The following is a 23,133-nucleotide window of genomic DNA, read 5'->3' on the forward strand; positions in this document are numbered from 1 at the left end:
TGAGGAAAGGTTCACCATGAAACATTTCGACGCCGTCGCGACACGCGACGCGCTGGATTTCGAATCGCTGGTCGCACGCCTGAAGCAAGCGTTCGTCGACGGCTGCCACGTGCCGCTGCGTCATTCGCACGTACTCAATGCCGGCAGCGAAGACGAAGGCACGGTGCTCATCATGCCCGCGTGGGAAGACCACGGCTATCTGGGCATCAAGACGGTCAACATCTTCCCGGGCAATGCGGAACACGGCATGCCCGGATTGCACTCGACCTACGTGCTCTATGACGGGCGGACGGGCAACCCGCTCGCGCAACTGGACGGGAACGAAATCACGTCGCGCCGCACCGCTGCTGCGTCGGCGCTGGCCGCCACCTATCTGGCCCGCCCCGACGCATCGCGCCTCGTGCTGATGGGTGCCGGCCGGGTCGGCAGCCTGGTGCCGCTCGCGTATCGCAGCCAGTTGCCGATCTCGCACGTCGAGGTCTGGGACAGGGATCCCGACGCAGTGGCCCGACTGGTCGACCGGCTGACCCGCGCCGGGTTCGATGCAGCGGCCGTCACGAATCTCGAGGACAGCGTCCGTCGCGCGGACGTCGTCACCTGCGCGACGCTGGCGACGGAACCGATCGTCTGCGGCAAGTGGCTCGCACCGGGTTCGCATCTGGACCTGATCGGCAGTTTTACGCCGCGCATGCGCGAAGCGGACGACGACTGCTTCCGGCAGGCGGAGATTTATGTCGATACGGACGAGGCCGCGCAAAAATCCGGCGATCTGCTGGGTCCGCTGGCGCGCAACATCATTGCGCCCGACCACCTGAGTCGGACATTGACGGCGCTGTGCCGGGGCGAAGCGCAGGGGCGGACGAACGCTCTTCAGCGCACCGTGTTCAAGGCCGTCGGCACCGCGCTGGAAGATCTGGCCGCGGCCATTCAAATCCATGAAAAAACAACCTGAAGCCGTGACGGGCAAGGAGATCGAGATGAAAGAGCTGATGGGCGTGCAGCGCGGCGACGCGCCGGCGGCCGACCGCGAACGCGTGCTTGAACGGATGGCCGCGGGCATGGCTCGCTGGTCGGAAAAGTGGTTCCCGGACGCCTATATCTTCGCCGCGCTCGCGGTGATGATCGTGGCGGCGGGCGCACTGGCGGCCGGTGCGCCGATCACGCGGGTCGGCGTGGCGTTCGGTGACGGCTTCTGGAGCCTCATCCCGTTCACGATGCAGATGGCGATCGTCGCCATCTCGGGTTATGTCGTCGCGGTGTCGCCGCCCGCGTCGAGGTTGATCGATGCGCTCGCGCGCGTGCCGTCGTCCGGGCGCGCAGCGGTGACGTTCGTCGCGCTCGTCAGCATCGTTGCGTCGTTGTTCAACTGGGCAATCAGCCTGATCTTCAGCGGCCTCCTGGTTCGTGCGCTGGCGCGCCGTACCGAACTGCGCATGGATTACCGCGCAGCAGGCGCGGCCGCTTATCTCGGCATGGGAGCGACGTGGGCGCTGGGTTTGAGTTCGTCCGCGTCGCAACTGCAGGCGAATCCGGACAGCCTGCCCAAGGCGCTGCTGGCGATCTCCGGCGTCATCCCCTTCACCGAGACCATCTTTCTCCCGCAGTCGATGCTGATGGCCGCGGTGCTGACCGTCGCGTCGCTGCTGATCGCGTATCGGTCCGCGCCCAACGACGCGCGGGTGAAAACCGCGACGGAGCTGGGCATTGCGCTCGACGAAAGCCATGCCACGCTCGCCCGCCCCACCCGCCCGGGAGACTGGCTCGAATACAGCCCGCTCGTCACCGTCGTGATCGTGGCGATCGGTGCGATCTGGGCCTGGCACGAGTTCACGACGAAAAATCCGCTGATCGCGATCTCGAACCTGAACACGTACAACTTTCTGTTCCTGCTGCTAGGCATGCTGCTGAACTGGCGACCGCGGCGATTCCTCAATGCCGTCGCGCGTTCGGTGCCGTCGGTTGCGGGTGTGCTGATCCAGTTTCCGCTGTACGGCGGGATCGCCTACATCCTGACCAAAGCGGCGGCGCCCGCCGGGCTGCCGCTCTCCGATCACCTCGCCCACTTCTTCGTCGCGATGTCGTCGCATGCGTCGTTTCCCGCGGTGATGGGCGTGTATTCGGCCGTGCTCGGGTTCTTCGTGCCCTCCGGCGGCGGCAAGTGGATCATCGAGGCGCCGTACGTCATCGAGGCGGCCAAACTGCTGCAGGTTCATCTGGGCTGGGCCGTGACCGTCTACAACGCAGCGGAGGCATTGCCGAACCTGATCAACCCGTTCTGGATGCTGCCGCTCCTCGGTGTGCTCGGCTTGCGGGCCCGCGACATTGTCGGTTTCACGTTCACGCAACTGGTTGTTCACCTGCCGCTCGTGATCTTCATGCTCTGGGCGCTCGCAGGCACGCTCGCCTACCATCCGCCGGTGATGCCGTAACGCGTATCGGAGTCGGCTTCCGGCCTTTGGAGGCGGTGCGGCGCGGCGATGATCGAGCGGTGGCGCGCCCGTCGTGCCGCGTGCATGCCGGCCTTAGTGGAATTCGCGGCTCGACGTGCGCAGGCCGCCGAGCAGCGGCGTCAGATCCTCGAAATGCTGCGCGACGAGGTGCCTCACGTCGCTCGCGACCTGCCACACGCCGGACGCCGCGAGCAGCCGCGAATCGAGCGTTTCGCGGCGCTGCCGCGCGAGCAGCTCGGGCCGGACGATCACGTTCACGCAACCCGTTTCGTCCTCGAGCGTCATGAACATCACGCCTTTCGCGGTGCCCGGCATCTGCCGCGCGGTCACGAGCCCGCATGCGCGGGCGAGCCGGCCGTCGGGACGGTCGTGCAGTTCGGCCGCGGACGACAGCCGCCGCGCGCGCAGCGCGGGCCGCAGCAGCGCGACCGGGTGGCGGTTCAGCGTGAGGCCGGTGGTGTGATAGTCGGCCAGGATGTCGTCGCCCTCCGACGGCGCGCCGAGCACCGGCTTCTCCGTTTCGTCGATCGGCGCGGCGGCGAGCAGGTCGCGCTCCGGCGCCGCGGCGACGGCCTGCCACAGCGCATCGCGACGATGGCCGGCGAGCGTCGCGAGCGCGTTCGCGGCGGCGAGCGCTTCGAGATCGCGGCGTTCGAGCTGCGCGCGGCGCGCCAATGTGTCGACGGTCTCGAAGCGGCCGGCCGCGCGCGCGATTTCGATGCGCCGCGCGGCCGCCTCGCCGAGACCGCGCACGAGCGACAGGCCGAGCCGCACCGCCGGCTGGCCGTGCGGCGGCGGCTGATCGGGCAGCGCGGCGAGCGACGCTTCCCAGTTGCTTTGCGTGACGTCGATCGGCAGGACCTGCACGCCGTGCCGCTTCGCGTCCTGCACGAGTTGCGACGGCGGATAGAAACCCATCGGCTGGCTGTTCAGCAGCGCGGCGAGGAAGATCGCCGGTTCGTGGCATTTGAGCCAGCTGCTGGCGTAGGCGAGCTTCGCGAAACTGGCCGCGTGGCTCTCGGGGAAACCGTAATCGCCGAAGCCCTTGATCTGCTCGAAAATCTGCTCGGCGAACTCGGGCGGATAGTCGCGCTCGCGCATCCCGTCGACGATCCTGCGGTGATACTGCTCCAGATTGCCCTTGCGCTTCCACGCGGCCATCGCGCGACGCAGTTCGTCGGCCTCCCCGGGCGTGAAACCAGCCGCAATCATCGCGATCTGCATCACCTGCTCCTGGAAGATCGGCACACCCTGCGTGCGTTCGAGCGCAGGCTTCAGGTCTTCCTTCGGGTAACTGACCTTTTCGATGCCCTGGCGCCGTTTCAGATAGGGGTGCACCGCGCCACCCTGGATCGGCCCCGGCCGCACGATCGCGACCTCGATCACCAGATCGTAATAGGTGCGCGGCCGCAGGCGCGGCAGCATCGACATCTGCGCGCGCGATTCGATCTGGAACACGCCGACCGTATCGGCGCGGCAGATCATGTCGTAGGTCGCTTTATCGTCCTGCGGAATGTGCTTCAGCGTGAACGGCTCGCCGTCCGGCTCCGGCGGCCCGCGCCACGCGGTGCGCATGTCGAACGCACGATGCAGCGCCGACAGCATGCCGAGCGCGAGCACGTCGACTTTCATCAACCCGAGCGCTTCGAGATCGTCCTTGTCCCACTGGATCACGCGCCGCCCGTCCATCGCCGCGTTCTCGACCGGCACGAGCCGCGTGAGCTTGCCGCGGCTGATCACGAAGCCGCCCGAGTGCTGCGACAGGTGGCGCGGAAAGTTGAGCAATCGCCCCGACAGTTCGGCCCATGCGCGAATCATCGGCGTCGCCGGGTCGAGCCCGGTCGTCGCGAATTGCTGCAGCAGATCGCGGCTGCCATCGAACCAGCGATGCCCCTTCGCGACACGGTCGATCAGCATCGGATCCACACCGAGCGCCTTGCCGGTTTCGCGCAGCACACCACGCGGACGATAGGTCGAAACGGCCGCCGCGATTGCCGCGCGATCCTTGCCGTATTTCCTGTAGATATGCTGAATGACTTCTTCCCGGCGCTGATGCTCGAAGTCGACGTCGATATCGGGCGGCTCGCCGCGCTCCTCGCTGATGAAGCGCTCGAACAGCATCGTGCTCTGTTCGGGATTCACCTCGGTGATGCCGAGGCAGAAACAGACGACCGAGTTCGCTGCCGAGCCTCGGCCCTGGCAAAGAATGTTCTGGCTGCGCGCGTATTTGACGATGTCGTAGACGGTCAGGAAGAACGGTTCGTAACGCAGCTTCTCGATCAACGTCAACTCGTAGTCGATCCGCTCCTGCACGTGCTCGGGTATCTTTCCGGCGTAACGTTGAAGTGCACCGTCCCGAGTCTCCTGCTTGAGGTAACTCGTTGGTGTATGCCCCTTCGGCACGATCTCGTCGGGATACTCGTAGCGAAGCGTGCCGAGGTCGAAATGACACGCATCGAGAATCGTGCAGGTCTCCGCGATCTCCTCCGGCGAAAACAGCTTCGCGATCCGTCCGCGCGAACGCAGATGCTGCTCCGCATTCGGCGCAAGCGCATAACCGCACTCCGAAACCGGCATGCCGACGCGAATCGCCGTCATCACATCCTGCAGCGCCTTGCACGAACGCCGGTGCATCGTCACATCGCCGAGCGCAACGACACGCACGCCACGCCGCTCGCCCGCCGCACGAATCTCCTCGCGCTGCACACCATCCAGCGCGCGCTGCAATTGCACGAGCCCAAGCCGCGCACGCTCGCCGAACGTCGCACGAAACCACGCGACCTGCGCATCGAGCACGTTCGCGCGAACCGGATACGTGGGGACAAGAATCGCGAAGCAATCCGGCATCCCGCGCAGATGTGCAAATTCCTCGGGGGGCGCCGACAGCATCCGCGACGTCAGCTTGTAGGTGCCCTTCGGCGATGCCATCCGCCGCCACGAAATCAGCTCGGACAGGTTGCCGTAACCCTCGCGGTTCTGCGCAAGCAACACAAGCTCGAACGCACCGGGGCCCGGATCGTGGCCGGGCGCGACTTCATCCGGCGTGACGTCGAAATACGAACCGATGACGAGCGGCAGCCCCGGCAGCCCTTTCGCTTTCGCCTTCGCCGCGACATGCATGCGCGGCGCGCCTGCGAGCGAGCATTCGTCGGTGATCGCGATCCCGCGATAGCCGAGTTCGACCGCACGCTCGACCAGTTCTTCCGCATGCGACGCGCCATGCAGGAACGAAAAGTTCGAACGGCAGAACAACTCCGCGTAGTCAGGAAGAAACTTGAATTCCGCAGCCATCACCACTCACCCGAACAGGCCGTGCAGGAACCAGCGCGGCTCGGACTCGCTCCCCGCTCGCTCCCTGAACACCCAGTAGCACGCACCGGCTTCATCCTGCGCAACGTGGTAATCACGCGCGGCAAGCTGACCGTCGAACCACCCGGCCTCGATCCGCTCGGGTGACGACATCATCCTGAGCGGCGTATGGAACACCGGCCGGTTCTCGCGCATCAACAACGGCTGCGGCTCGGCCAGCAGCCACGCGGGACGCGGCGGCACGGCCGGCGGCCCGCCGGCCGGCTTGCCGGCCTGCGCATCGAGCGGCAGCCAGCGGTTCGCGGCCTCGGGCCGGTGATCGGCAACCGGCGCCGCGCGCAGCACGTTCTCCGCGCCGAGCCGCGCGACCAGCAACTCGAACAGCCGCGCACGCGTCTCGCGCGTGCCGCCCGGCTCGGGAAAAAGATCGTCGGCCGGCGGGGCGACCGATTCGACGCGCGTGGCCTTCAGACGCACCGCGATCACCGCGGCCGGCAACTCGACGCGCGCGAGCCGCTCGCCGAGCAGCCGCATGAAGTGCACCTCGTCGCGCACGGGCGCGGCGAACGCGAGTTCGAGCGGCGTCGGCGGCACGGCCTGGCGGCCACGCTCGTGCTCGAGATCGAACGTCATCGCGGCCAGCGACAGTTGCCGCGCGGCCAGCCAGCCGCAGAGCTGCACGACGAGCCGCCGCGCGGCGAACAGCACGGCTTCCGCGTATTCGACCCGCTCCGACAATTCGAGCCGCACGTCGAACACGGGCGGCACCGCCATCCATGCAAGCGGCTCGACCGCATCGCCGTATGCGCGGTCGAGCGCGGCCAGCAGCGCGGGACCGCAGCGGCGCTGCAGCCCCGCGCGCGGCAGCCCGCGCAGATCGGCGAGCGTACGGCAACCGAGGCCGTCGAACCAGCCCGCATACGGACGCGCCTCGGGCAACAGCACACAGGGCAGCCCGTCGAGCGAGCGGACGAGCGAGGCCTGACCGGCAACGCGGCGCCGGATGCGCGCACGGGCCGACGTGCGCGCCAGCAGCCACGCGCCGCGCCCGGTCGGTGCGGCGGACAGGCGCGCCGCGTAGCCGAGCGCCGCGAGCGTCGCGCGCACCTGGCGGCACAGCGACGGCAGGCCGCCGAACAGGCGCAGGCTCGGGCCGACGTCGACGATCAGCGTGGCTTCGTCGTCGAGCGCGACGCACGGCGAGAAGCGCAGCAACGCGAGCGCGACCGCGCGCAGCGCATCGGCCTCGCGCGCGGGATCGCGTTCGACAAGCTGCGTCTCGGGCGCGAGCGTCAGCACGCCGCCGCGCTTCATGCCCGCGCGCACGCCGTGCCGCTGCGCGACCGCATCGGCGATCAGCACGACGCCCTGCTCGAGCACCGCGCAGCCGGCGGCGCCGGCCTCCGCGTCAGACGGCTGCGGGGCGCACACGTCGAGCGGCAGGCGCGGCAGATGGATGCCGAGCAAGACGCGCATAACGACTCTCCACGATGGGCGACGGCAGGTCGAGCGCGAGCGGCTCGCTGCGTGCGGGCCCGCGACGCTTGACGATGTCGAGCGAGACGCCGCCCGGCACGGGATACAGCGCGACGCGCAGCACGGCCGGCGACGGCTGCCGCGCGGCCGACAGCGGGCGCAGCATCACGAACAGCGTGTCGCCCGTGCGCGCGGCCGCGAGATGCAGGCGCCGCAGCGCATCGGGCCGCGCGTCCTGCCAGAGCAGCAGCGCGCCGCAGCAGCCGGTCTTGAGCGCCTGCTCGGCGGCCCACAATGCATCCGTGCGGCTGCCGGCGCGCAGCCACAGCAGCGCGTCGGCCGGCACGCCGAGACTGGCGAGCGCGGTCGCATGCGGCGATTGCGGCGGCGCGACGAGCGCGAGCGGACGCCGGGCGCTGACGGTGCGCGCGAGCGCGGGTGCGAGCAGCCGCATCTCGCCGCAACCCGGCTGCGCGGCCAGCAGTTCGACGAGCCCGCCGACCGGCCAGCCGCCGCCCGGCAGTTCGGCGGTCAGCGACGCGAAGCCGGTATCGATCGTGCGCGGGCCGCCGCGCGCGAGCTGCGAGCCGCGCCAGAGCGACGGATGAAGGGATTCGGGAGAAATGGAGGATGCGAGCATGACGCCACCCACAACTGTATGGATATACAGTATATGGCAATGCGCTCGCGCCGCACAGCACCGGTGCGAAACCGGTGTTTCGTCAGAGGAAAAACAGGGAGGGAAGCCGGCGCGCGCGTCGTGTTACGGCGCGCCGGCCCGCCGGTCAGCTCAGCAACAACGCGTCATCGTCGAGCTGCTCGTGACGCACCTTCTCGAACATCTGCAGCAGGTCCGGCACGTCGAGCCCCTTGCGCGCGTCGCCCGACACGTCGAGCACGACCTGCCCCTGATGCAGCATCACCGTGCGGTCGCCGTAGTCGAGCGCCTGCCGCATGCTGTGCGTGACCATCATCGTCGTCAGCTTGCTCTCGGCGACGATGCGCGCGGTCAGCTCCAGCACGAACGCGGCCGTCTTCGGGTCGAGCGCGGCCGTGTGCTCGTCGAGCAGCAGGATCCGCGACGGCCGCAGCGACGCCATCAGCAGGCTCACGGCCTGCCGCTGGCCGCCCGACAGCAGCCCGATCCGATCGGTCAGCCGGTTCTCGAGGCCGAGATTCAGCAGCCGCAGCTTGTCGCGGAACAGCTCGCGCGACGGCCGGTCGAGCGCGGCCCGGAAGCCGCGCCGCACACCGCGCGCCGTCGCGAGCGCCATGTTCTCCTCGATCGTCAGCGCCTCGCAGGTGCCGGCCATCGGATCCTGGAACACGCGCGCGACGAGGTGCGCGCGGTCCCACGCGGCCTGGCGCGTGACGTCCGTGCCGTCGATCGAGATGCGCCCCGAATCGACGCGCTGGTCGCCGCTGACCGCATTGAGGAAGGTCGACTTGCCGGCGCCGTTCGAGCCGATCACCGCGACGAACTGGCCGTCGGGGATCTCGAGCGACAGCCCGCGCAGCGCGCGCGTCTCGATCGGCGTGCCGGGATTGAACGTGAGTTTCAGGTCTTGTGCGGACAGCATGTCATGCCCCTCCGTTCTTGCGCGCGAACAGCTTCTTGCGCGTCGCCGGCAGCACCAGCGCGATCGTGACGAGCGCGGCCGTCACGAGGTTCAGATCCTGCGCCTTCAGGCCGATGAATTCGCTGTTCAGCGCGAGCGCGATGAAGAAGCGGTAGACGATCGCGCCGAGCACGACGGCGAGCGTCGTCAGCACGAGCCGGCGCGCGGGCAGCAGCGTCTCGCCGATGATCACGGCGGCCAGCCCGATCACGATCGTGCCGATCCCCATCGAGATGTCCGCGCCGCCCTGCGTCTGCGCGAACAGCGCGCCGGCGAGCGCGACGAGCGCGTTCGACAGCGCCATCCCGGCGAGCGTCGCGCGGCCCGTCGCGATGCCTTGCGCACGCGCCATCCGCGGGTTCGCGCCGGTCGCGCGCATCGCGAGGCCGAGCTGCGACGAGAAGAACCAGTCGAGGCCGAGCTTCGCGACCACGACGACGATCGCGAGCAGCGCCGGGCGCAGCACGTAGTCGGGCATCCAGTCGGGTTGCAGCACGGTGAAGAGCGTCGGCTCGGTGATGAGCGGCACGTTCGGCCGGCCCATGATCCGCAGGTTCACCGAATAGAGCGCGATCATCATCAGGATGCTGGCGAGCAGATCCATGATCTTCAGGCGCACGTTGAGCCAGCCCGTGATGAAGCCGGCCACCGCGCCCGCGACGATCGCGAACACTGTTGCGGAGAACGGGTCGTAGCCGGCCGAGATCAGCGTCGCGGCAACGGCGCCGCCGAGCGGAAAGCTGCCGTCGACGGTGAGGTCGGGAAAGTTGAGGATGCGAAACGAGATCAGCACCCCGAGGGCGACGAGACTGAAGATCAGGCCGATCTCCAGGGCGCCCAGTAACGAGAACAGAGACATGATGGGAAATCCTGTTGCTTCCCGGCCGGACGTGTACGGCCGGGCGAAGCGAACGGGCGGCCCCGGGTGGGAGCCGCCCGTCCGGCGGTGTCGTTCAGGCCCGGATCGGGCCTGCCAGCGCGGCGGTCGGGCCGCGGCTTACTTGATGACCGTCTTCGCTTCCTTCACGAGATCCGACGACAGCGTCACGCCCTGCTTCGCGGCCGCGCCCGTGTTGACGAACAGCTCGAGGTTGCTGCTCGTCTCCGACGCGATCGCGCCCGGCTTCTGGCCCTTCAGGATGCGCGCGACGACCTTGCCCGTCTGGCGGCCGAGGTCGCCGTAGTTGATGCCGAGCGCCGCGATGCCGCCACGCTTCACGCTGTCGGTATCGCCGGCGACGAGCGGGATCTTCGCTTCGTTCGCGACCTTCACGAGCGCTTCGTACGCGGACACGACGTTGTTGTCGGTGTTCGTGTAGATCACGTCGACCTTGCCGATCAGGCTCTTCGCGGCCGGCCCGATGTCGACGGTGCGCGGCGCGGCCGCTTCCTTGAGCGTCATCCCCTGCTTGGCGAGGAGCTCCTTGAGCGCCTGAACGACGACGACCGAATTCGCCTCGCCCGGGTTGTAGACCATGCCGACCGTCTTCGCATTCGGCACGACGCGCTTGATCAGCGCGACCTGGCGATCGAGCGGCAGCTTGTCGGACACACCCGTCACGTTGGTGCCCGACGGGCCCCAGCCCTTCACGAGCTGCGCGGCGACCGGATCGGTGACACCCGAATAGACGACGGGCACGCTCTTGGTCGCCGCGACGACCGACTGTGCGGCCGGCGTCGCGATCGCGACGATCACGTCGGGCTGATCGCCGACGAACTTGCGCGCGATCTGCGCGGCCGTGCCCGTGTTGCCCTGCGCGCTCTGGTATTCCCACTTGAGCTTGTCGTCGCCGAAGCCTTCCGCCTTCAGCTCGGCGCGCACGCCGTCGCGGATCGCATCGAGCGCCGGATGGTCGACGATCGACAGGACCTTGACGGTCTGCGCATGCGCGGCGCCTGCCAGCGCGAGTGCGGCCACGCCGGCCGTGATCGAACGGATCGCGAAAGTCTTGAATCGCTTCATGGGTGAGTCTCCCCCGTATTGTGTCGGTTCTGGATGATGGATTCCCGCCGCCGTCATGCGGGCGCGCCGCGCGTGAAACGCAGCCGCGGCCGGCCCGCTCGCGCCCCGGGAAGGCGTGCGGCGGCGAACGCACGAGGATACCATTTCCGCAGACCACCGCCTGACTCCGCGCTTTCGCCCGGCGCACCGGATCGCACCGCCCGCGAGCGCCCCGCGACCCCGCGCGAAGCCCGCCCCGCGGCGGTTTCCGCCGGTGTCCGAGCAACGCGTCAGCCGCGCTTGCGGCTTTACGTTATGCTGTCGGCCGACCCATTCCACTCCATCGGAGGACAGATGAAACGGGGGATCCGTGCAATCGCATTCGCGGCCGTCGCGCTGGCACTACCGGGGGCGGCGTTCGCGCTGACCGACGGCAGCGAGCAATACGACGACTGCATGCTCAACGCGCTGCGCGAAAGCCGCAACGGCGCGGCGGCCCAGTTGATCCAGCGCTCCTGCGACGCGCTGTACCGCAACAACGCGATGCTGCTGCCGCGCGAGCGCCGCTATCACGAGTGCGTCGTGCAGTCGCTGCCGGGCGTGCGCGACAACTACGCGATCCAGCAGATCATGTCGATCTGCTCGCGGCGCGGCGAGATGTGAGCGCGCGCTGAACGCCTGGCGCCGCGCGGCCGTCGATCGGCTGCGCCAATGAAAAAGGGCCTGCGCGATGCAGGCCCTTTTCGTTCAGCGGTCCGACCGGTGTGCGGCGTTCAGAACGACGCGACCATCGAGCCCTTGAACTGCTTCTTGATGAATTCCCTCACTTCCGGCGACTGGTACGCCTTGACCAGCTTCTTCACCCACGGCTGGTCCTTGTCCTTCGCGCGCACGGCGATCAGGTTCGCATACGGGCTCGTCAGCGCTTCGAGCGCGATCGCGTCCTTGGTCGGCTGCAGGTTCGCGGCGAGCGCGTAGTTGGTGTTGATCACGGCCGCGTCGACGTCCGACAGCACGCGCGGCAGTTGCGCGGCGTCGAGTTCGGAGATCTTCAGCTTCTTCGGGTTCTCGGCGATGTCGAGCACCGTCGCGTTGTTGCCGCCGGTGCCGGCGCCCGCCTTCAGCTTGATCACGCCTTGCGTCTGCAGCAGCAGCAGCGCGCGGTTCTCGTTCGACGGATCGTTCGGCACCGCGAGCTTCGCGCCTTGCGGCAGGTCCTTCAGCGCCTTGAACTTCTTCGAGTACACTCCGATCGGCGAGATGTAGGTCAGGCCCGCGCTGACGATCTTGTAGCCGCGCTGCTTCACCTGGCTGTCGAGGTAGGGCTGGTGCTGGAAGCTGTTCGCGTCGAGGTCGCCCGAGTCGAGCGCCGCGTTCGGCTGCACGTAGTCGTTGAACTCGATGACCTTCACGTTCAGGCCTTCCTTCTCCTTCGCGACCTTCTGCACGAGCTGCCACACTTCCGAATCCGGGCCGGCGACCGTGCCGACCTTGATCACCTTGTCTTCGGCGTGCGCGCCCGCCGACAGCGTCAGCGCTGCACCGGTAGCCAGCACGGAAAATACCTTCAGGAGACTGCGACGCTTCATCTGTTTCTCGCTTTCTTGCTTACTGGAAATAGGGCGCGATACGGGTAAGCCCCGACTCGCAGGAAGGCGCAAATGGTGTCACAGGATCGGCGGGAAGTGAAATACATCCCGCTCATATGGGTATGCACCGCAGCGGTGCTGGCGGCGGCTGCATGACCCGGCCGTTAGTTGCGTTTAAACCGCCAACGTCAAGCCACCATCTCGTCGGCCGCCTTCGCGCCGAACGCGGGTTCGGCCGACCGTGCGCCGGCCCGGCGCGGCGACAGGCCGCCGGCGTCGCCGGTCCGGAACGCGCCGACCGTGTCGCGCAGCCGCGCGGCCTGTTCCTGCAGCGACGCGGCGGCCGCGGCGGCCTCCTCGACGAGCGCCGCGTTCTGCTGCGTCACCTGGTCCATCTGCGTGACCGCGCGCCCGACCTGCGTGATGCCGCTCGCCTGCTCCTCGGACGCGGCCGCGATCTCGCCCATGATGTCGGTCACGCGCGCGACCGCCTGCAGGATCTCGCCCATCGTCGTGCCGGCCTGGCCGACCAGCGTCGAACCGTTGCGCACGCGCTCGACCGAGTCGACGATCAGCTCGCGGATTTCCTTCGAGGCGGTCGCGCTGCGCTGCGCGAGCGAGCGCACCTCGCCCGCGACCACCGCGAAGCCACGGCCCTGCTCGCCCGCCCGCGCGGCCTCGACCGCCGCGTTCAGCGCGAGGATGTTGGTCTGGAACGCGATGCCCTCGATCACGCCGATGATGTCGGCGATCTTGCGCGAGCTGTCGTCGATCTCGCCCATCGTGCCGATCACGCGGTTCACGACGTCGCTCCCGGTGCGCGCGATGTCCGACGCATTGTTCGCGAGCCCGCTCGCCTGCCGCGCGTTGTCCGCGTTCTGCTTCACCGTCGCGGTCAGCTGCTCCATGCTCGCCGCCGTTTCTTCCAGCGACGCGGCCTGCTCCTCGGTGCGCTGCGACAGGTCGTCGTTGCCGGCCGAGATCTCGCGGCTCGCCGACGCGATCGCTTCGGCCGACTGGCGAATCCCGCCGATCGTTGCCTGCAGCCGTGCCTGCATGTCGTGCATCGCGGCCATCATGCTCGTCTGGTCGCCCGCGCGCACGGGCACCGGCTGCGTCAGGTCGCCCTGCGCGATGCGTGTCGCGAGCGCGGCCGCTTCGTCGGGCTCGCCGCCGAGACTGCCGCGCACGTTGCGGATGATCACCAGCATCGCCGCGCTGATCACGAAGCCGATCACGAACACGACCGCGAGGTGGCCGAGCAGCGTGCGGTAGTAGATGGTGTCGATGTCCTTCAGGAAGACGCCGCTCGAGATGTTCCAGTCCCACGGCGCGAATCGCGTGACGTAGCTGATCTTCGGCACGGCGGTCTCGCTGTGCGGCAATCGCCCGCGATATTCGGCGAAGCCGCTGCCGGTCGCCTTCGCCGCGTTCAGGATCGTGACGAACAGCGGCTTGCCGTCCGGATCGAGATAGTCGCCGACCTGCGTGCCGACCAGCTTCGGCAGCGTCGGATGCATCAGCACGACCGGCTTCGAGTCCATCACGAACACATAGCCCGAATCGCCGTAGCGCATCGCGGCGAGGCTCGCGAGTGCGTCGCGCTTCGCGTCGGCCTCGGGCAGCGTGCCGCTCTGCGCGAGCGCGTGATACGCCGTCACGATGCCGGCCGCCGAGTCGACCAGGTTCGCGATGCCCGCCTTGCGTTCGGCGAGCATCGTCGCGCGCGTCTCGTAGGCGCTCCATGCGCCGACGCCCAGGAGACCGATCCATACCAGCGCAAGCGCGAGCCACAGCTTGCGGTTCAAACTCATTCTGCTCATCTGCGTGCCTTGTTGTCGAAGTCGATGCGCACGAACGGCCCGCCGCGCGCAAACGGTTGCCCTTTTATTTACGGCAACGAGGCTTACAACTTGAATACACGCCGGTGCCGTGAACAGTCGCCGACACGCGGCAACCGCCCCGCCACGCGCCCGCCGGCGCGACAGCCCGCATCCGCTGTGCTACAAAGACCGGCTGGCCGGCGCGCGCAGCGCCGGCGATATTCCAGGGCCATCCATGTACGTCATCGACATCCACTACACCGCGTCGCTCGAGCGCATCGACGACGCGCTCGAACGCCACCGCGCGTATCTGCAGCCGCTGTTCGACAAGGGCATCTTCATCGCGGCCGGGCCGAAAGTGCCGCGCGAAGGCGGCGTGATCCTCGCGGCCCGCATCGATCGCGACGAGCTGGACGCGATCCTGAAGACCGATCCGTTCGTCACCGAGGGGCTCGCCACGTATCGCGTGACGGAATTCCGGATCACGCGCGCCGCCTCCGGCTTCAACGTGCCGGCGCTGCCGTAACGCGACGCCAGCGCAACGCACGCGCAGGCCGACGGGCCGCCCGACGGGCAGCGCATGCAAACAACGAGAGGGGAAGAGAGAAAGCGTGACGGCGCGTGGCGGCCGTCAACGCGATCGCCGGGCCGCGCGCCCGGCGGATGCCGCTCAGTCGACCAGCAGCTTCAGGTCGTGGACCCACGGGCCGGGACCCTGGCCGTCGCGCACGAACAGGCGCAGCTTGCCGTCGCGGTCGAACACGTAGCTCGCGGCGGTGTGATCCATCGTGTAGCTGTCGGGCGCCTTGCCGGGCACCTTCGCGTAATAGACGCGGAAATCCTTCGTGACCTTCTTCAGCGCCGCTTCGTCGGCCGGCCGCAGGCCGATGAACGACGGATCGAACGCGGGCACGTACTGGCCGAGCAGCGCCGGCGTGTCGCGCTCCGGATCGACGGTGACGAACAGCACCTGCACGCGCTTCGCGGCATCGGGCCCGAGCTGCTTCAGCGCCTCGGACAGCTCGGCCATCGTGGTCGGGCACACGTCCGGGCAGTGCGTATAGCCGAAGAACATCACGACAGCCTTGCCCTTGAAGTCGGCGAGCGTGCGCACCTTGCCGGCCGTATCGGGCAGCGAGAAGTCGTTGCCGAACTGCGTGTTGCCGGTGATGTCGAGATTCTGGAATTTCGGCGCGTTGTCGCATCCGGCGAGCAGCAGCGCTGCCGCGAATGCGCACGCGAGCATCCAGCCTTGGCGCGCGCGGCGCCCGAACCGTGAATGGAGCATTGCGTTCAAACCGTGCGGTTACACGCCGAGCAGCGGGCGTGCGTAGTGATCGACGAGCAGCGCGGCGAACAGCAGCGACAGATAGACGATCGAGTAGCGGAAGGCCTTGCGGGCGAGTTCGTCCGAATAGTCGCGGTAGATCTTCCACGCATACGCGAGGAACACCGCGCCGAGCAGCACCGCGCTCGTCAGGTAGACAGCCCCGCTCATCCCGGAGATGAACGGCATCAGCGTGACCGCGAACAGGATCACCGTGTACAGCAGGATGTGCAGCCGCGTGAATTTCTCGCCGTGCGTGACGGGCAGCATCGGCAGCCCCGCGCTCTCGTAATCCTTGCGGCGATAGAGCGCGAGCACCCAGAAATGCGGCGGCGTCCACACGAAGATGATCAGCACGAGAATCCACGCGTCGCCGGGCACCGCGCCGGTGACCGCGGCCCACCCGAGCGCCGGCGGCATCGCGCCCGACGCGCCGCCGATCACGATGTTCTGCGGCGTCATCGGCTTGAGCAGCAGCGTGTAGATCACCGCGTAGCCGACGAACGTCGCGATCGTCAGCCACATCGTCAGCGGGTTCGTGAACGTATAGAGCGTCCATGCGCCGACGCTGCCGAGCACGGCCGAGAACACCAGGATCTGCGGCGTCGTGATCTCGCCGCGCGCGGACGGGCGCCACGCGGTACGGCGCATCATCGCGTCGATCTTCTGTTCGACGAGGCAATTGATCGCGAACGCGGCGCCGGCCAGCAGCCAGATGCCGACGGTGCCGCCGATCAGCACATGCCACGGCACCATGCCCGGCGTCGCGAGGAACATGCCGATCACCGCGCAGAACACCGCGAGCTGCGTGACACGCGGCTTCGTCAGCGCCATGTACTGGGAAAACCGGCTACCGGGCGATTGGGAGAGGGTGCTTTGCATGGGGGCGGTCACGCCGGGGCGGCGTCGCGCGCAGGCTGCGCGACACGGCCGGGGCGGCTTGAAAGGATGCGAAAGTTTAACATGACGACGAGCAGCAGCAGGATCGCGGCCCCGCCGTTGTGCGCGACGGCGACCGGCAGCGGCCACTGCAGCACGATGTTGGTCAGGCCCGTCACGAACTGCAGCAGGACGACCAGCAGCACGCCGTTCGCGGGCCGCCGCAGCGATTCGAAGCGGCGCATCTTCAGCGCGAACGCGACCAGGTAAGCGACCACGACGAACGCGAACGTGCGGTGCGTCCAGTGGATCGCGACCAGCGCGTCCTGCGTGATCGCGTCGCCGTCCTTCGTCATCCCGAGCGCGCGCCACAGGTGGAAGCCCTGCCCGAAGTCCATCGGCGGAATCCACTGACCATTGCAGGTCGGGAAATCGGTGCACGCGAGCACCGCGTAGTTGGTGCTCACCCAGCCGCCGAGCGCGATCTGCACGACCAGCAGCACGAGCGCCGCGAGCGCGGCCGCGCGATAGCGTCCGGCCTCCGGGTCATGCGACGGCAGCGGCGTCTGCCGCGCCGCGAGCCAGCCGAGCGTGCCGAGCAGCATGAGGCCGAGCAGCAGGTGGGTCGTGACGATCACCGGCTGCAGCTTCATCGTGACCGTCCACGCGCCGAACACGCCCTGCACGACGATCAGCAGCAGCAGGCTCGTCGGCCACCACGGCGACACGTGCAGCGGGCGGCGGCGCAGCCGCGCCGACCATGCGATCACGACCTGCGCGATGATCAGCACGCCGATCGCCATCGCGAAATAGCGGTGGATCATCTCGATCCACGCCTTGGACATGCTGACGGGGCCCGTCGGCATCGCCTGGTGCGCGGCCGTGATCGCGGCGTGCGCGATGAACGGCGACGACGTGCCGTAGCAGCCGGGCCAGTCGGGGCAGCCGAGCCCCGAATCGGTCAGCCGCGTGAAGCCGCCGAACATCACCAGATCGAGGGTGAGGAAGGTGGTGATCCACACGAGCTTGCGGAACTTGTTGTCGTCGGCCTTCACCCACACGTACGACAGCGGCAGCAGCGCGATGCAGAAGCCGATCAGGCCGAGTTGCAGTAGATACGACATCGGAATGGTGCCTCGTTCTCTCGCCTTAGCCGATGCTCGACCACTTCAGCAGCTTCGTGACGTCCGCCTTGATCTTGCTGGGATTCGGATCTTTCGGGAAACGCATCATCAGGTTGCCGTTCGGATCGACCATGTAGATGTGGTCGCTGTCCTTCGTGCCGGTGTCGGCCGGCAGCCACGCGGCAACCGCCGCCGGATCGGCGACGAGCCGGCGCGTGTCGGGATACGCATCCAGCACCTTCTGCGGCGTCGCGCCCGCATCGCCGCGCAGCCACACCATCGTGATCCGGTGCCGTTCGCCCGCCTGCGTGACGCGGATCTGGCGCATGAAATAGAGCTTCTGCGCGCACGCTTCGTCGCACGCGCTGCGGTCGGTCATCACGAACAGCCATACGCCACGCAGCGACGACAGCGGCACGGTCTTGCCGGTTTCGTCGGTGACCTGCAGATCCGCCGGAATCGGCCGCTGCGGCTCGATCAGCGTGCCGTAGTTCGTCGAGCCGCCCTTCGGCTTGATCACGTAATAGGTGAAGTACGACGCGAGCATCGGCGCGGCGCATACGAGCCCGAGCAGCACGAGCATCCAGCGGCCGCGCTTGCGGGCCGCCGGCGAAACCGGCTCGGCGGCCGGACCCTGACGGGAAGATTGCATGGACAAATCAGACCTCTCGAAACGAACCCGCGGCACTTGCGCCGCGTCCTGGCATGGCACTCACGCGCCGGCCGACTTCTTCGCCGCACGCCGCGCGGCGTACAGCCCGAAGCCGAGCGCGGCCGCCCCCATCGCCCACCACTGAAACATGTAACCGTAATTGCGCTCGACGCCGGTCGTTGCCGCCGGCCAGTCGCGCACCAGCTTGTCGCCGTCGTCGCTCGTCTGCTGGATCACGAACGGCTGCAGCGGCAGCCCCGTTTCCTGCGCATACGCGCCGACGTCCAGGTTCTGCCGGATCTTCTGGTGCGCCGCCGACCCGCCTTCGCCGAGTTCGAACGCGCGCGACGCGTCGGCGCGCGCGATGCCCACGATCTCGACGTCGCCCGCGGGCGTCGCGAACGGCTCGATCGCCGTGCGATCGGCGATGCTGCGCGGCAGCCAGCCGCGGTTGACGAGCACGACGCCGCCGCCCGTGAGTTTAAACGGCATCACGACGTAAAAACCCGGCTGGTCGTTATACGGCCGATTGTCGAGGAACACGGCTTGCTCGGGCACGAAACGGCCCTTCGCACGCACGCGATGAAACTCGATCGACGCCAGCGGAATCGGCTGCGCGCCGATGTCGACGGGCACCGCATGCTCGAAGCGCTCGACGCTCGCCTGCAGCGCTTCCTTCTGGTGCGCACGGTCGCGCTGCCAGAAGCCGAGACGGATCGTGACCGCGACGACGACGAGGATCAGCAGCGCAGGCAGCCAGCGAATCTTCATCATGCCGCCCGCCCGGCACATGCGCGAAAGCGAAGTGCGATAATTATCCCCTTCCTTTCGAATTGCCGTCGTCCGGTTCGTGTCATGCACATACTCGTTCCCATCGCCTTCGTCCTCATCATTGCCAGCATGGGCTCGGCGCTCTACTTCATGATGCACGACCGCGGCCACACGAAACGCATGGTCTGGTCACTCGCCACCCGCGTCGGGCTGTCGGTCTCGCTGTTCCTGCTCATCCTGCTCGCGAACTGGATGGGCTGGATCCATCCGACGGGCTTGCCGATCGGGCGTTGATGCATTTGCCGCCACGGCCGCTGCCACCCGCTGTGACATTTCGCCGCACGGCCGCGGCACCAAGCAAAAGCGCCGCCTGACTGAGTCGCGGCGGCGCCAGGGTGGTGTCGGCAGGCAGCCAGCCGCTGCCCGCTCGACACCAATGAAAACGGCCCGCGCATTGCTGCGCGGACCGTTTTTCCATTTACAGCCAGTAGACGACGACGTACAGGCCGAGCCAGACGACGTCGACGAAGTGCCAGTACCACGCGGCGCCTTCGAATGCGAAGTGATGTTCGGGCGTGAAGTGGCCGCGGATCATCCGCACCAGCACCACCGCGAGCATCGTGCCGCCGAGGAACACGTGGAAGCCGTGGAAGCCGGTCAGCAGGAAGAACGTCGAACCGTACACGCCCGAATTCAGCGTCAGGTTCAGTTCGTTGTACGCGTGGTAGTACTCGAAGCCCTGCAGGAACAGGAAGCAGATACCGAACGCGAGCGTCGCGGCCATCCAGGCGATCGCCTTCTTGCGGTGATCGTCACGCAGTGCGTGGTGCGAGATCGTCAGCGTCACGCCGGACGACAGCAGGAATGCCGTGTTCAGCGTCGGGACCGGCCACGGGCCCATCGTCTTGAAGTGACCGGCGAGGGCTGCGGGGCCTTCGTTCGGCCACACGGCGGAGAAATCCGGCCAGATCAGCTTGTAGTCGAGGCTGCCGAGCTGGTGCAGCGCGATTTCACGCGCGTAGAACAGCGCGCCGAAGAACGCGCCGAAGAACATGACTTCCGAGAAGATGAACCAGCTCATGCTCCAGCGGTACGACTTGTCGACGTTCTTGCCGTAATGACCGCCTTCCGATTCGGCGATCGCGTCGCCGAACCAGTGATACAGCGTGAAGAGCAACCACAGCAGGCCGAGCAACGCCGTAAACGGCGCCCAGTCGTGACCGTTGATCCACAGCGCCGCCGATCCGAGCATGACCAGCAGGCCGGTGGCCGCACTGATCGGATGGTGCGACGGATGCGGCACGAAATAGTACGGGGTCTGGTTTTGACCGCTCATGCTTGATTCTCCACTTCAGTCCAATTTGTGTACCGGAAACCGCTCCGGCTTTATTTCTTGCGCGGCGTGACCGCCACCGCGCTTATCCGCACGCGTCGCCGTGGCGCCGCGCACTGCATTCTTTCGTTGCCGCGGGCTTCAGCCCACGACCGCACGCACGATCAGGATCAGCACGCCGATGAACACGCCGGCCGCGATCAACGCGACGATCAGCACGTGCAGCGGATTCAGCTGCGTCGCGTCGGCCTCCAGGTCGCGCCGCTTGCGCACCCCGAAGAACGACCACAGCACGGCCTTCACTGCCTGGCCGAACCCACCGCGCTTGACCTCCGTCATCGCCCCGCCTCCGTCGTCATGCACCCGGCGTCGCCGCGCCCTGCGATGCCGTGCTGCGCGTCGCCGGCGCCGGTGCGGCCGGCGTATTCAGTTCGAAGAACGTGTACGACAGCGTGATCGTCTTCACGTCCTTCGGCAGTTTCGGATCGATCACGAACACCACCGGCATCTTGCGCGACTCGTTCGCGGCCAGCGTCTGCTGCGTGAAGCAAAAGCACTCGATCTTCTTGAAGAACTCCGTCGCCTGCTTCGGCGCGTAGCTCGGAATCGCCTGTGCAACGACCGGCCTGCCCTGCCCGTTCGTCACGTCGTACACGATCGTCGTCAGTTCGCCCGGATGCACGTCGAGACTGTTGTGCTCCGGCTTGAAACCGAGCGGCCCGCGCGCGTTCGCATCGAACTCGACCGACACCGTGCGACTGGTGTCGACCTGCGAGTTCTTCACCTCGCGCTCGCTGACGTCGCGCTGCACCAGGTTGTTGATGCCGGTGATCTGGCAGATCGCCCGATACATCGGGATCAGCGCGAAGCCGAACCCGAACATCAGCCCGGCCACGACGAAGAGCTTCACCAGCATCGAACGATTGAACGCGCGATCGACGGCGCCCTCTTCCGGCTTCGACATACGACAACTTCCTCGCTACTGCGTCAGTTACTGCATCAGTGAGTGGACAGCCACCACTGCTTGATCACGACACCCATAAAAAAAACGGCGGCGATGACGAGCAGGACGAGGCCGAGCCGCTTGTTGCCCGCGCGGATCTGCTCGGGCGTTCGTCTTTCTTGTGGATTCCGGGTCATCTGAAACTTCGGTTCGGCGCCCGCCGCGCCTGCCTGCACGGCAGGCAGCGGCGGAACGCACTGTGAAACTTACTCGACGTGCGGCGGTTGCTCGAACGTGTGGAAGGGAGCCGGGCTCGGCACCGTCCACTCGAGGCCCGTCGCGCCATCCCACGGCTTGTCCGACGCCTTTTCCAGCTCGCCGCCGCCACGGTAGGCCGGCAGCGCGACCGCGAACAGGAAGTACACCTGCGCAAGGCCGAAGCCGAATGCACCGATCGTCGCAACCTGGTTGAAGTCCGTGAACTGCGCCGGGTAGTCCGCATAACGACGCGGCATGCCTGCGAGGCCGACGAAGTGCATCGGGAAGAACGTCAGGTTGAAGAAGATCATCGACGCCCAGAAGTGGATCTTGCCGCGCGTCTCGTTGTACATCCAGCCGGTCCACTTCGGTGCCCAGTAATACCAGCCCGAGAACAGCGCGAACAACGAGCCCGCCACCAGCACGTAGTGGAAGTGCGCCACCACGAAGTAGGTCCCGTGATACTGGATGTCGAGCGGCGCCATCGCGAGCATCAGGCCCGTCAGGCCGCCGAACGTGAACACGAACAGGAAGCCGATCGCGAACAGCATCGGGGTTTCGAAGGTCATCGAGCCGCGCCACATCGTCGCGAGCCAGTTGAACACCTTCACGCCCGTCGGCACGGCGATCAGCATCGTCGCGTACATGAAGAACAGCTGGCCGGTGACCGGCATGCCCGTCGCGAACATGTGGTGCGCCCAGACCATGAACGACAGGATCGCGATCGAAGCCGTCGCGTACACCATCGAGCTATAGCCGAACAGCGTCTTGCGTGCGAACGCCGGGATCACCTGCGACACGATCCCGAACGCCGGCAGAATCATGATGTACACCTCGGGGTGGCCGAAGAACCAGAAGATGTGCTGATACATCACCGGGTCGCCGCCGCCTGCCGCGTTGAAGAACGACGTGCCGAAGTGACGGTCGAACAGCACCATCGTGATCGCGCCTGCCAGAACCGGCATCACCGCGATCAGCAGGTACGCCGTGATCAGCCACGTCCACGCGAACATCGGCATCTTCATCAGCGTCATGCCCGGCGCGCGCATGTTCAGGATCGTCACGACGATGTTGATCCCGCCCATGATCGACGATGCACCCATCAAGTGGACCGCGAAGATCGCGAAGTCCATGCCCGGGCCCATCTGCGTCGACAGCGGTGCGTACAGCGTCCAGCCGGCGGCCGTCGCGCCGCCCGGCGCGAAGAACGAGCCGACCAGCAGCACGGCAGCAACCGGCAGCAGCCAGAAGCTGAAGTTGTTCATCCGCGCGAACGCCATGTCGGATGCGCCGATCTGCAGCGGAATCATCCAGTTCGCGAAGCCGACGAACGCCGGCATGATCGCGCCGAACACCATGATCAGACCGTGCATCGTCGTGAGTTCGTTGAAGAACTCCGGACGCATGATCTGCAGGCCCGGCTCGAACAGCTCGGCACGGATGCCGAGCGCCATCACGCCGCCCGACAGGAACATGATGAACGAGAACAGCAGGTACAGCGTACCGATGTCCTTGTGGTTGGTGGCGAACAACCAGCGCCGCCAGCCATGCGGTGTTTCGTGCGCGTGGTCGTCGTGCGCGTGGTCCGCGGCTACGTCGTGCCCGATGCTAGACATGAGAATCTCCTAATGCGAATAC

Annotated in this window: 23 protein-coding genes; 5 read left to right on the forward strand and 18 right to left on the reverse strand. The window is 67.2% G+C overall.

Annotated features, from left to right (window positions below; genetic code table 11):
- Window positions 1-16 precede the first annotated feature (16 nt).
- The gene (locus VL15_RS17055; RefSeq protein ID WP_048247018.1) at window positions 17-952 is read left to right on the forward strand and encodes an ornithine cyclodeaminase family protein; all 936 of its coding nucleotides are present in this window, start codon (window positions 17-19) and stop codon (window positions 950-952) included.
- Window positions 953-977: 25 nt separating this feature from the next.
- Entirely contained in the window at window positions 978-2,429 is a 1,452-nt protein-coding gene (locus VL15_RS17060) for a short-chain fatty acid transporter (RefSeq protein ID WP_048247157.1), read from the forward strand.
- 93 nt (window positions 2,430-2,522) lie between these two features.
- Here VL15_RS17060 and VL15_RS17065 read toward each other — a convergent pair whose 3' ends face one another.
- The 6 genes from VL15_RS17065 to VL15_RS17090 form a co-directional block, all read right to left on the reverse strand.
- Complete coding sequence (locus tag VL15_RS17065) at window positions 2,523-5,741, reverse strand: error-prone DNA polymerase (RefSeq protein WP_048247159.1); 3,219 nt, start codon at window positions 5,739-5,741, stop codon at window positions 2,523-2,525.
- Between the two features lie 6 nt (window positions 5,742-5,747).
- Complete coding sequence (locus VL15_RS17070) at window positions 5,748-7,235, reverse strand: Y-family DNA polymerase (protein ID WP_048247019.1); 1,488 nt, start codon at window positions 7,233-7,235, stop codon at window positions 5,748-5,750.
- The gene (gene imuA, locus VL15_RS17075; RefSeq protein ID WP_048247021.1) at window positions 7,168-7,875 is read right to left on the reverse strand and encodes a translesion DNA synthesis-associated protein ImuA; all 708 of its coding nucleotides are present in this window, start codon (window positions 7,873-7,875) and stop codon (window positions 7,168-7,170) included. The genes VL15_RS17070 and imuA overlap by 68 nt, the downstream gene beginning before the upstream one ends.
- A gap of 145 nt (window positions 7,876-8,020) precedes the next feature.
- Window positions 8,021-8,815, reverse strand: coding sequence for an ABC transporter ATP-binding protein (locus VL15_RS17080; protein WP_048247023.1), 795 nt, complete (start codon window positions 8,813-8,815; stop codon window positions 8,021-8,023).
- 1 nt (window position 8,816) lies between these two features.
- Window positions 8,817-9,713: an ABC transporter permease gene (locus tag VL15_RS17085; RefSeq protein WP_048247024.1), complete on the reverse strand. Its 897-nt coding sequence runs from the start codon at window positions 9,711-9,713 to the stop codon at window positions 8,817-8,819.
- 138 nt (window positions 9,714-9,851) lie between these two features.
- Window positions 9,852-10,817, reverse strand: a complete 966-nt coding sequence (locus tag VL15_RS17090; RefSeq protein ID WP_048247026.1) for an ABC transporter substrate-binding protein — start codon at window positions 10,815-10,817, stop codon at window positions 9,852-9,854.
- 333 nt (window positions 10,818-11,150) lie between these two features.
- Between VL15_RS17090 and VL15_RS17095 the strand changes: the two genes are divergently transcribed.
- Window positions 11,151-11,459, forward strand: a complete 309-nt coding sequence (locus VL15_RS17095) for a VF_A0006 family four-cysteine protein (RefSeq protein WP_048247028.1) — start codon at window positions 11,151-11,153, stop codon at window positions 11,457-11,459.
- A 110-nt stretch (window positions 11,460-11,569) separates the two neighbouring features.
- Here VL15_RS17095 and VL15_RS17100 read toward each other — a convergent pair whose 3' ends face one another.
- Window positions 11,570-12,385: a MetQ/NlpA family ABC transporter substrate-binding protein gene (locus VL15_RS17100; protein WP_048247030.1), complete on the reverse strand. Its 816-nt coding sequence runs from the start codon at window positions 12,383-12,385 to the stop codon at window positions 11,570-11,572.
- Window positions 12,386-12,573: 188 nt separating this feature from the next.
- Window positions 12,574-14,208: a methyl-accepting chemotaxis protein gene (locus tag VL15_RS17105; RefSeq protein ID WP_048247032.1), complete on the reverse strand. Its 1,635-nt coding sequence runs from the start codon at window positions 14,206-14,208 to the stop codon at window positions 12,574-12,576.
- Window positions 14,209-14,443: 235 nt separating this feature from the next.
- On the opposite strand from VL15_RS17105, the gene VL15_RS17110 reads away from it, so the two are divergent.
- Entirely contained in the window at window positions 14,444-14,734 is a 291-nt protein-coding gene (locus VL15_RS17110; RefSeq protein ID WP_034179097.1) for a YciI family protein, read from the forward strand.
- A 144-nt stretch (window positions 14,735-14,878) separates the two neighbouring features.
- Here VL15_RS17110 and VL15_RS17115 read toward each other — a convergent pair whose 3' ends face one another.
- From VL15_RS17115 to VL15_RS17135, 5 genes are read right to left on the reverse strand one after another with little or no spacing between them, the layout of a single operon-like run.
- A complete protein-coding gene (locus VL15_RS17115) occupies window positions 14,879-15,496 on the reverse strand; it encodes an SCO family protein (RefSeq protein WP_048247034.1) in 618 nt (205 codons plus the stop codon).
- A gap of 18 nt (window positions 15,497-15,514) precedes the next feature.
- A complete protein-coding gene (gene cyoE, locus VL15_RS17120) occupies window positions 15,515-16,417 on the reverse strand; it encodes a heme o synthase (protein ID WP_048247036.1) in 903 nt (300 codons plus the stop codon).
- An 8-nt stretch (window positions 16,418-16,425) separates the two neighbouring features.
- On the reverse strand, window positions 16,426-17,538 hold the full coding sequence (locus tag VL15_RS17125) for a COX15/CtaA family protein (RefSeq protein WP_048247038.1): 1,113 nt from the start codon (window positions 17,536-17,538) through the stop codon (window positions 16,426-16,428).
- A 25-nt stretch (window positions 17,539-17,563) separates the two neighbouring features.
- Window positions 17,564-18,190, reverse strand: a complete 627-nt coding sequence (locus tag VL15_RS17130; protein ID WP_048247040.1) for an SCO family protein — start codon at window positions 18,188-18,190, stop codon at window positions 17,564-17,566.
- Between the two features lie 60 nt (window positions 18,191-18,250).
- Window positions 18,251-18,961: an SURF1 family protein gene (locus tag VL15_RS17135; protein WP_048247161.1), complete on the reverse strand. Its 711-nt coding sequence runs from the start codon at window positions 18,959-18,961 to the stop codon at window positions 18,251-18,253.
- 84 nt (window positions 18,962-19,045) lie between these two features.
- Here VL15_RS17135 and VL15_RS17140 point away from each other — a divergent pair, with 84 nt between their 5' ends.
- Window positions 19,046-19,255: a twin transmembrane helix small protein gene (locus tag VL15_RS17140; RefSeq protein ID WP_048247042.1), complete on the forward strand. Its 210-nt coding sequence runs from the start codon at window positions 19,046-19,048 to the stop codon at window positions 19,253-19,255.
- 184 nt (window positions 19,256-19,439) lie between these two features.
- Here VL15_RS17140 and VL15_RS17145 read toward each other — a convergent pair whose 3' ends face one another.
- The 5 genes from VL15_RS17145 to ctaD all read right to left on the reverse strand — a co-directional run bounded on the left by VL15_RS17145 (window position 19,440) and on the right by ctaD (window position 23,111).
- Window positions 19,440-20,297, reverse strand: coding sequence for a cytochrome c oxidase subunit 3 (locus tag VL15_RS17145; RefSeq protein ID WP_048247044.1), 858 nt, complete (start codon window positions 20,295-20,297; stop codon window positions 19,440-19,442).
- A gap of 138 nt (window positions 20,298-20,435) precedes the next feature.
- On the reverse strand, window positions 20,436-20,633 hold the full coding sequence (locus tag VL15_RS17150) for a DUF2970 domain-containing protein (RefSeq protein ID WP_048247046.1): 198 nt from the start codon (window positions 20,631-20,633) through the stop codon (window positions 20,436-20,438).
- A 16-nt stretch (window positions 20,634-20,649) separates the two neighbouring features.
- On the reverse strand, window positions 20,650-21,258 hold the full coding sequence (locus VL15_RS17155) for a cytochrome c oxidase assembly protein (protein ID WP_048247048.1): 609 nt from the start codon (window positions 21,256-21,258) through the stop codon (window positions 20,650-20,652).
- Window positions 21,259-21,293: 35 nt separating this feature from the next.
- The gene (locus VL15_RS42735; protein WP_048247049.1) at window positions 21,294-21,434 is read right to left on the reverse strand and encodes a cytochrome oxidase small assembly protein; all 141 of its coding nucleotides are present in this window, start codon (window positions 21,432-21,434) and stop codon (window positions 21,294-21,296) included.
- A 69-nt stretch (window positions 21,435-21,503) separates the two neighbouring features.
- On the reverse strand, window positions 21,504-23,111 hold the full coding sequence (gene ctaD, locus VL15_RS17165) for a cytochrome c oxidase subunit I (protein WP_048247050.1): 1,608 nt from the start codon (window positions 23,109-23,111) through the stop codon (window positions 21,504-21,506).
- Window positions 23,112-23,133: the final 22 nt, after the last annotated feature.

This window comes from Burkholderia cepacia (assembly GCF_001039005.1).
Lineage (GTDB): Bacteria > Pseudomonadota > Gammaproteobacteria > Burkholderiales > Burkholderiaceae > Burkholderia > Burkholderia theae.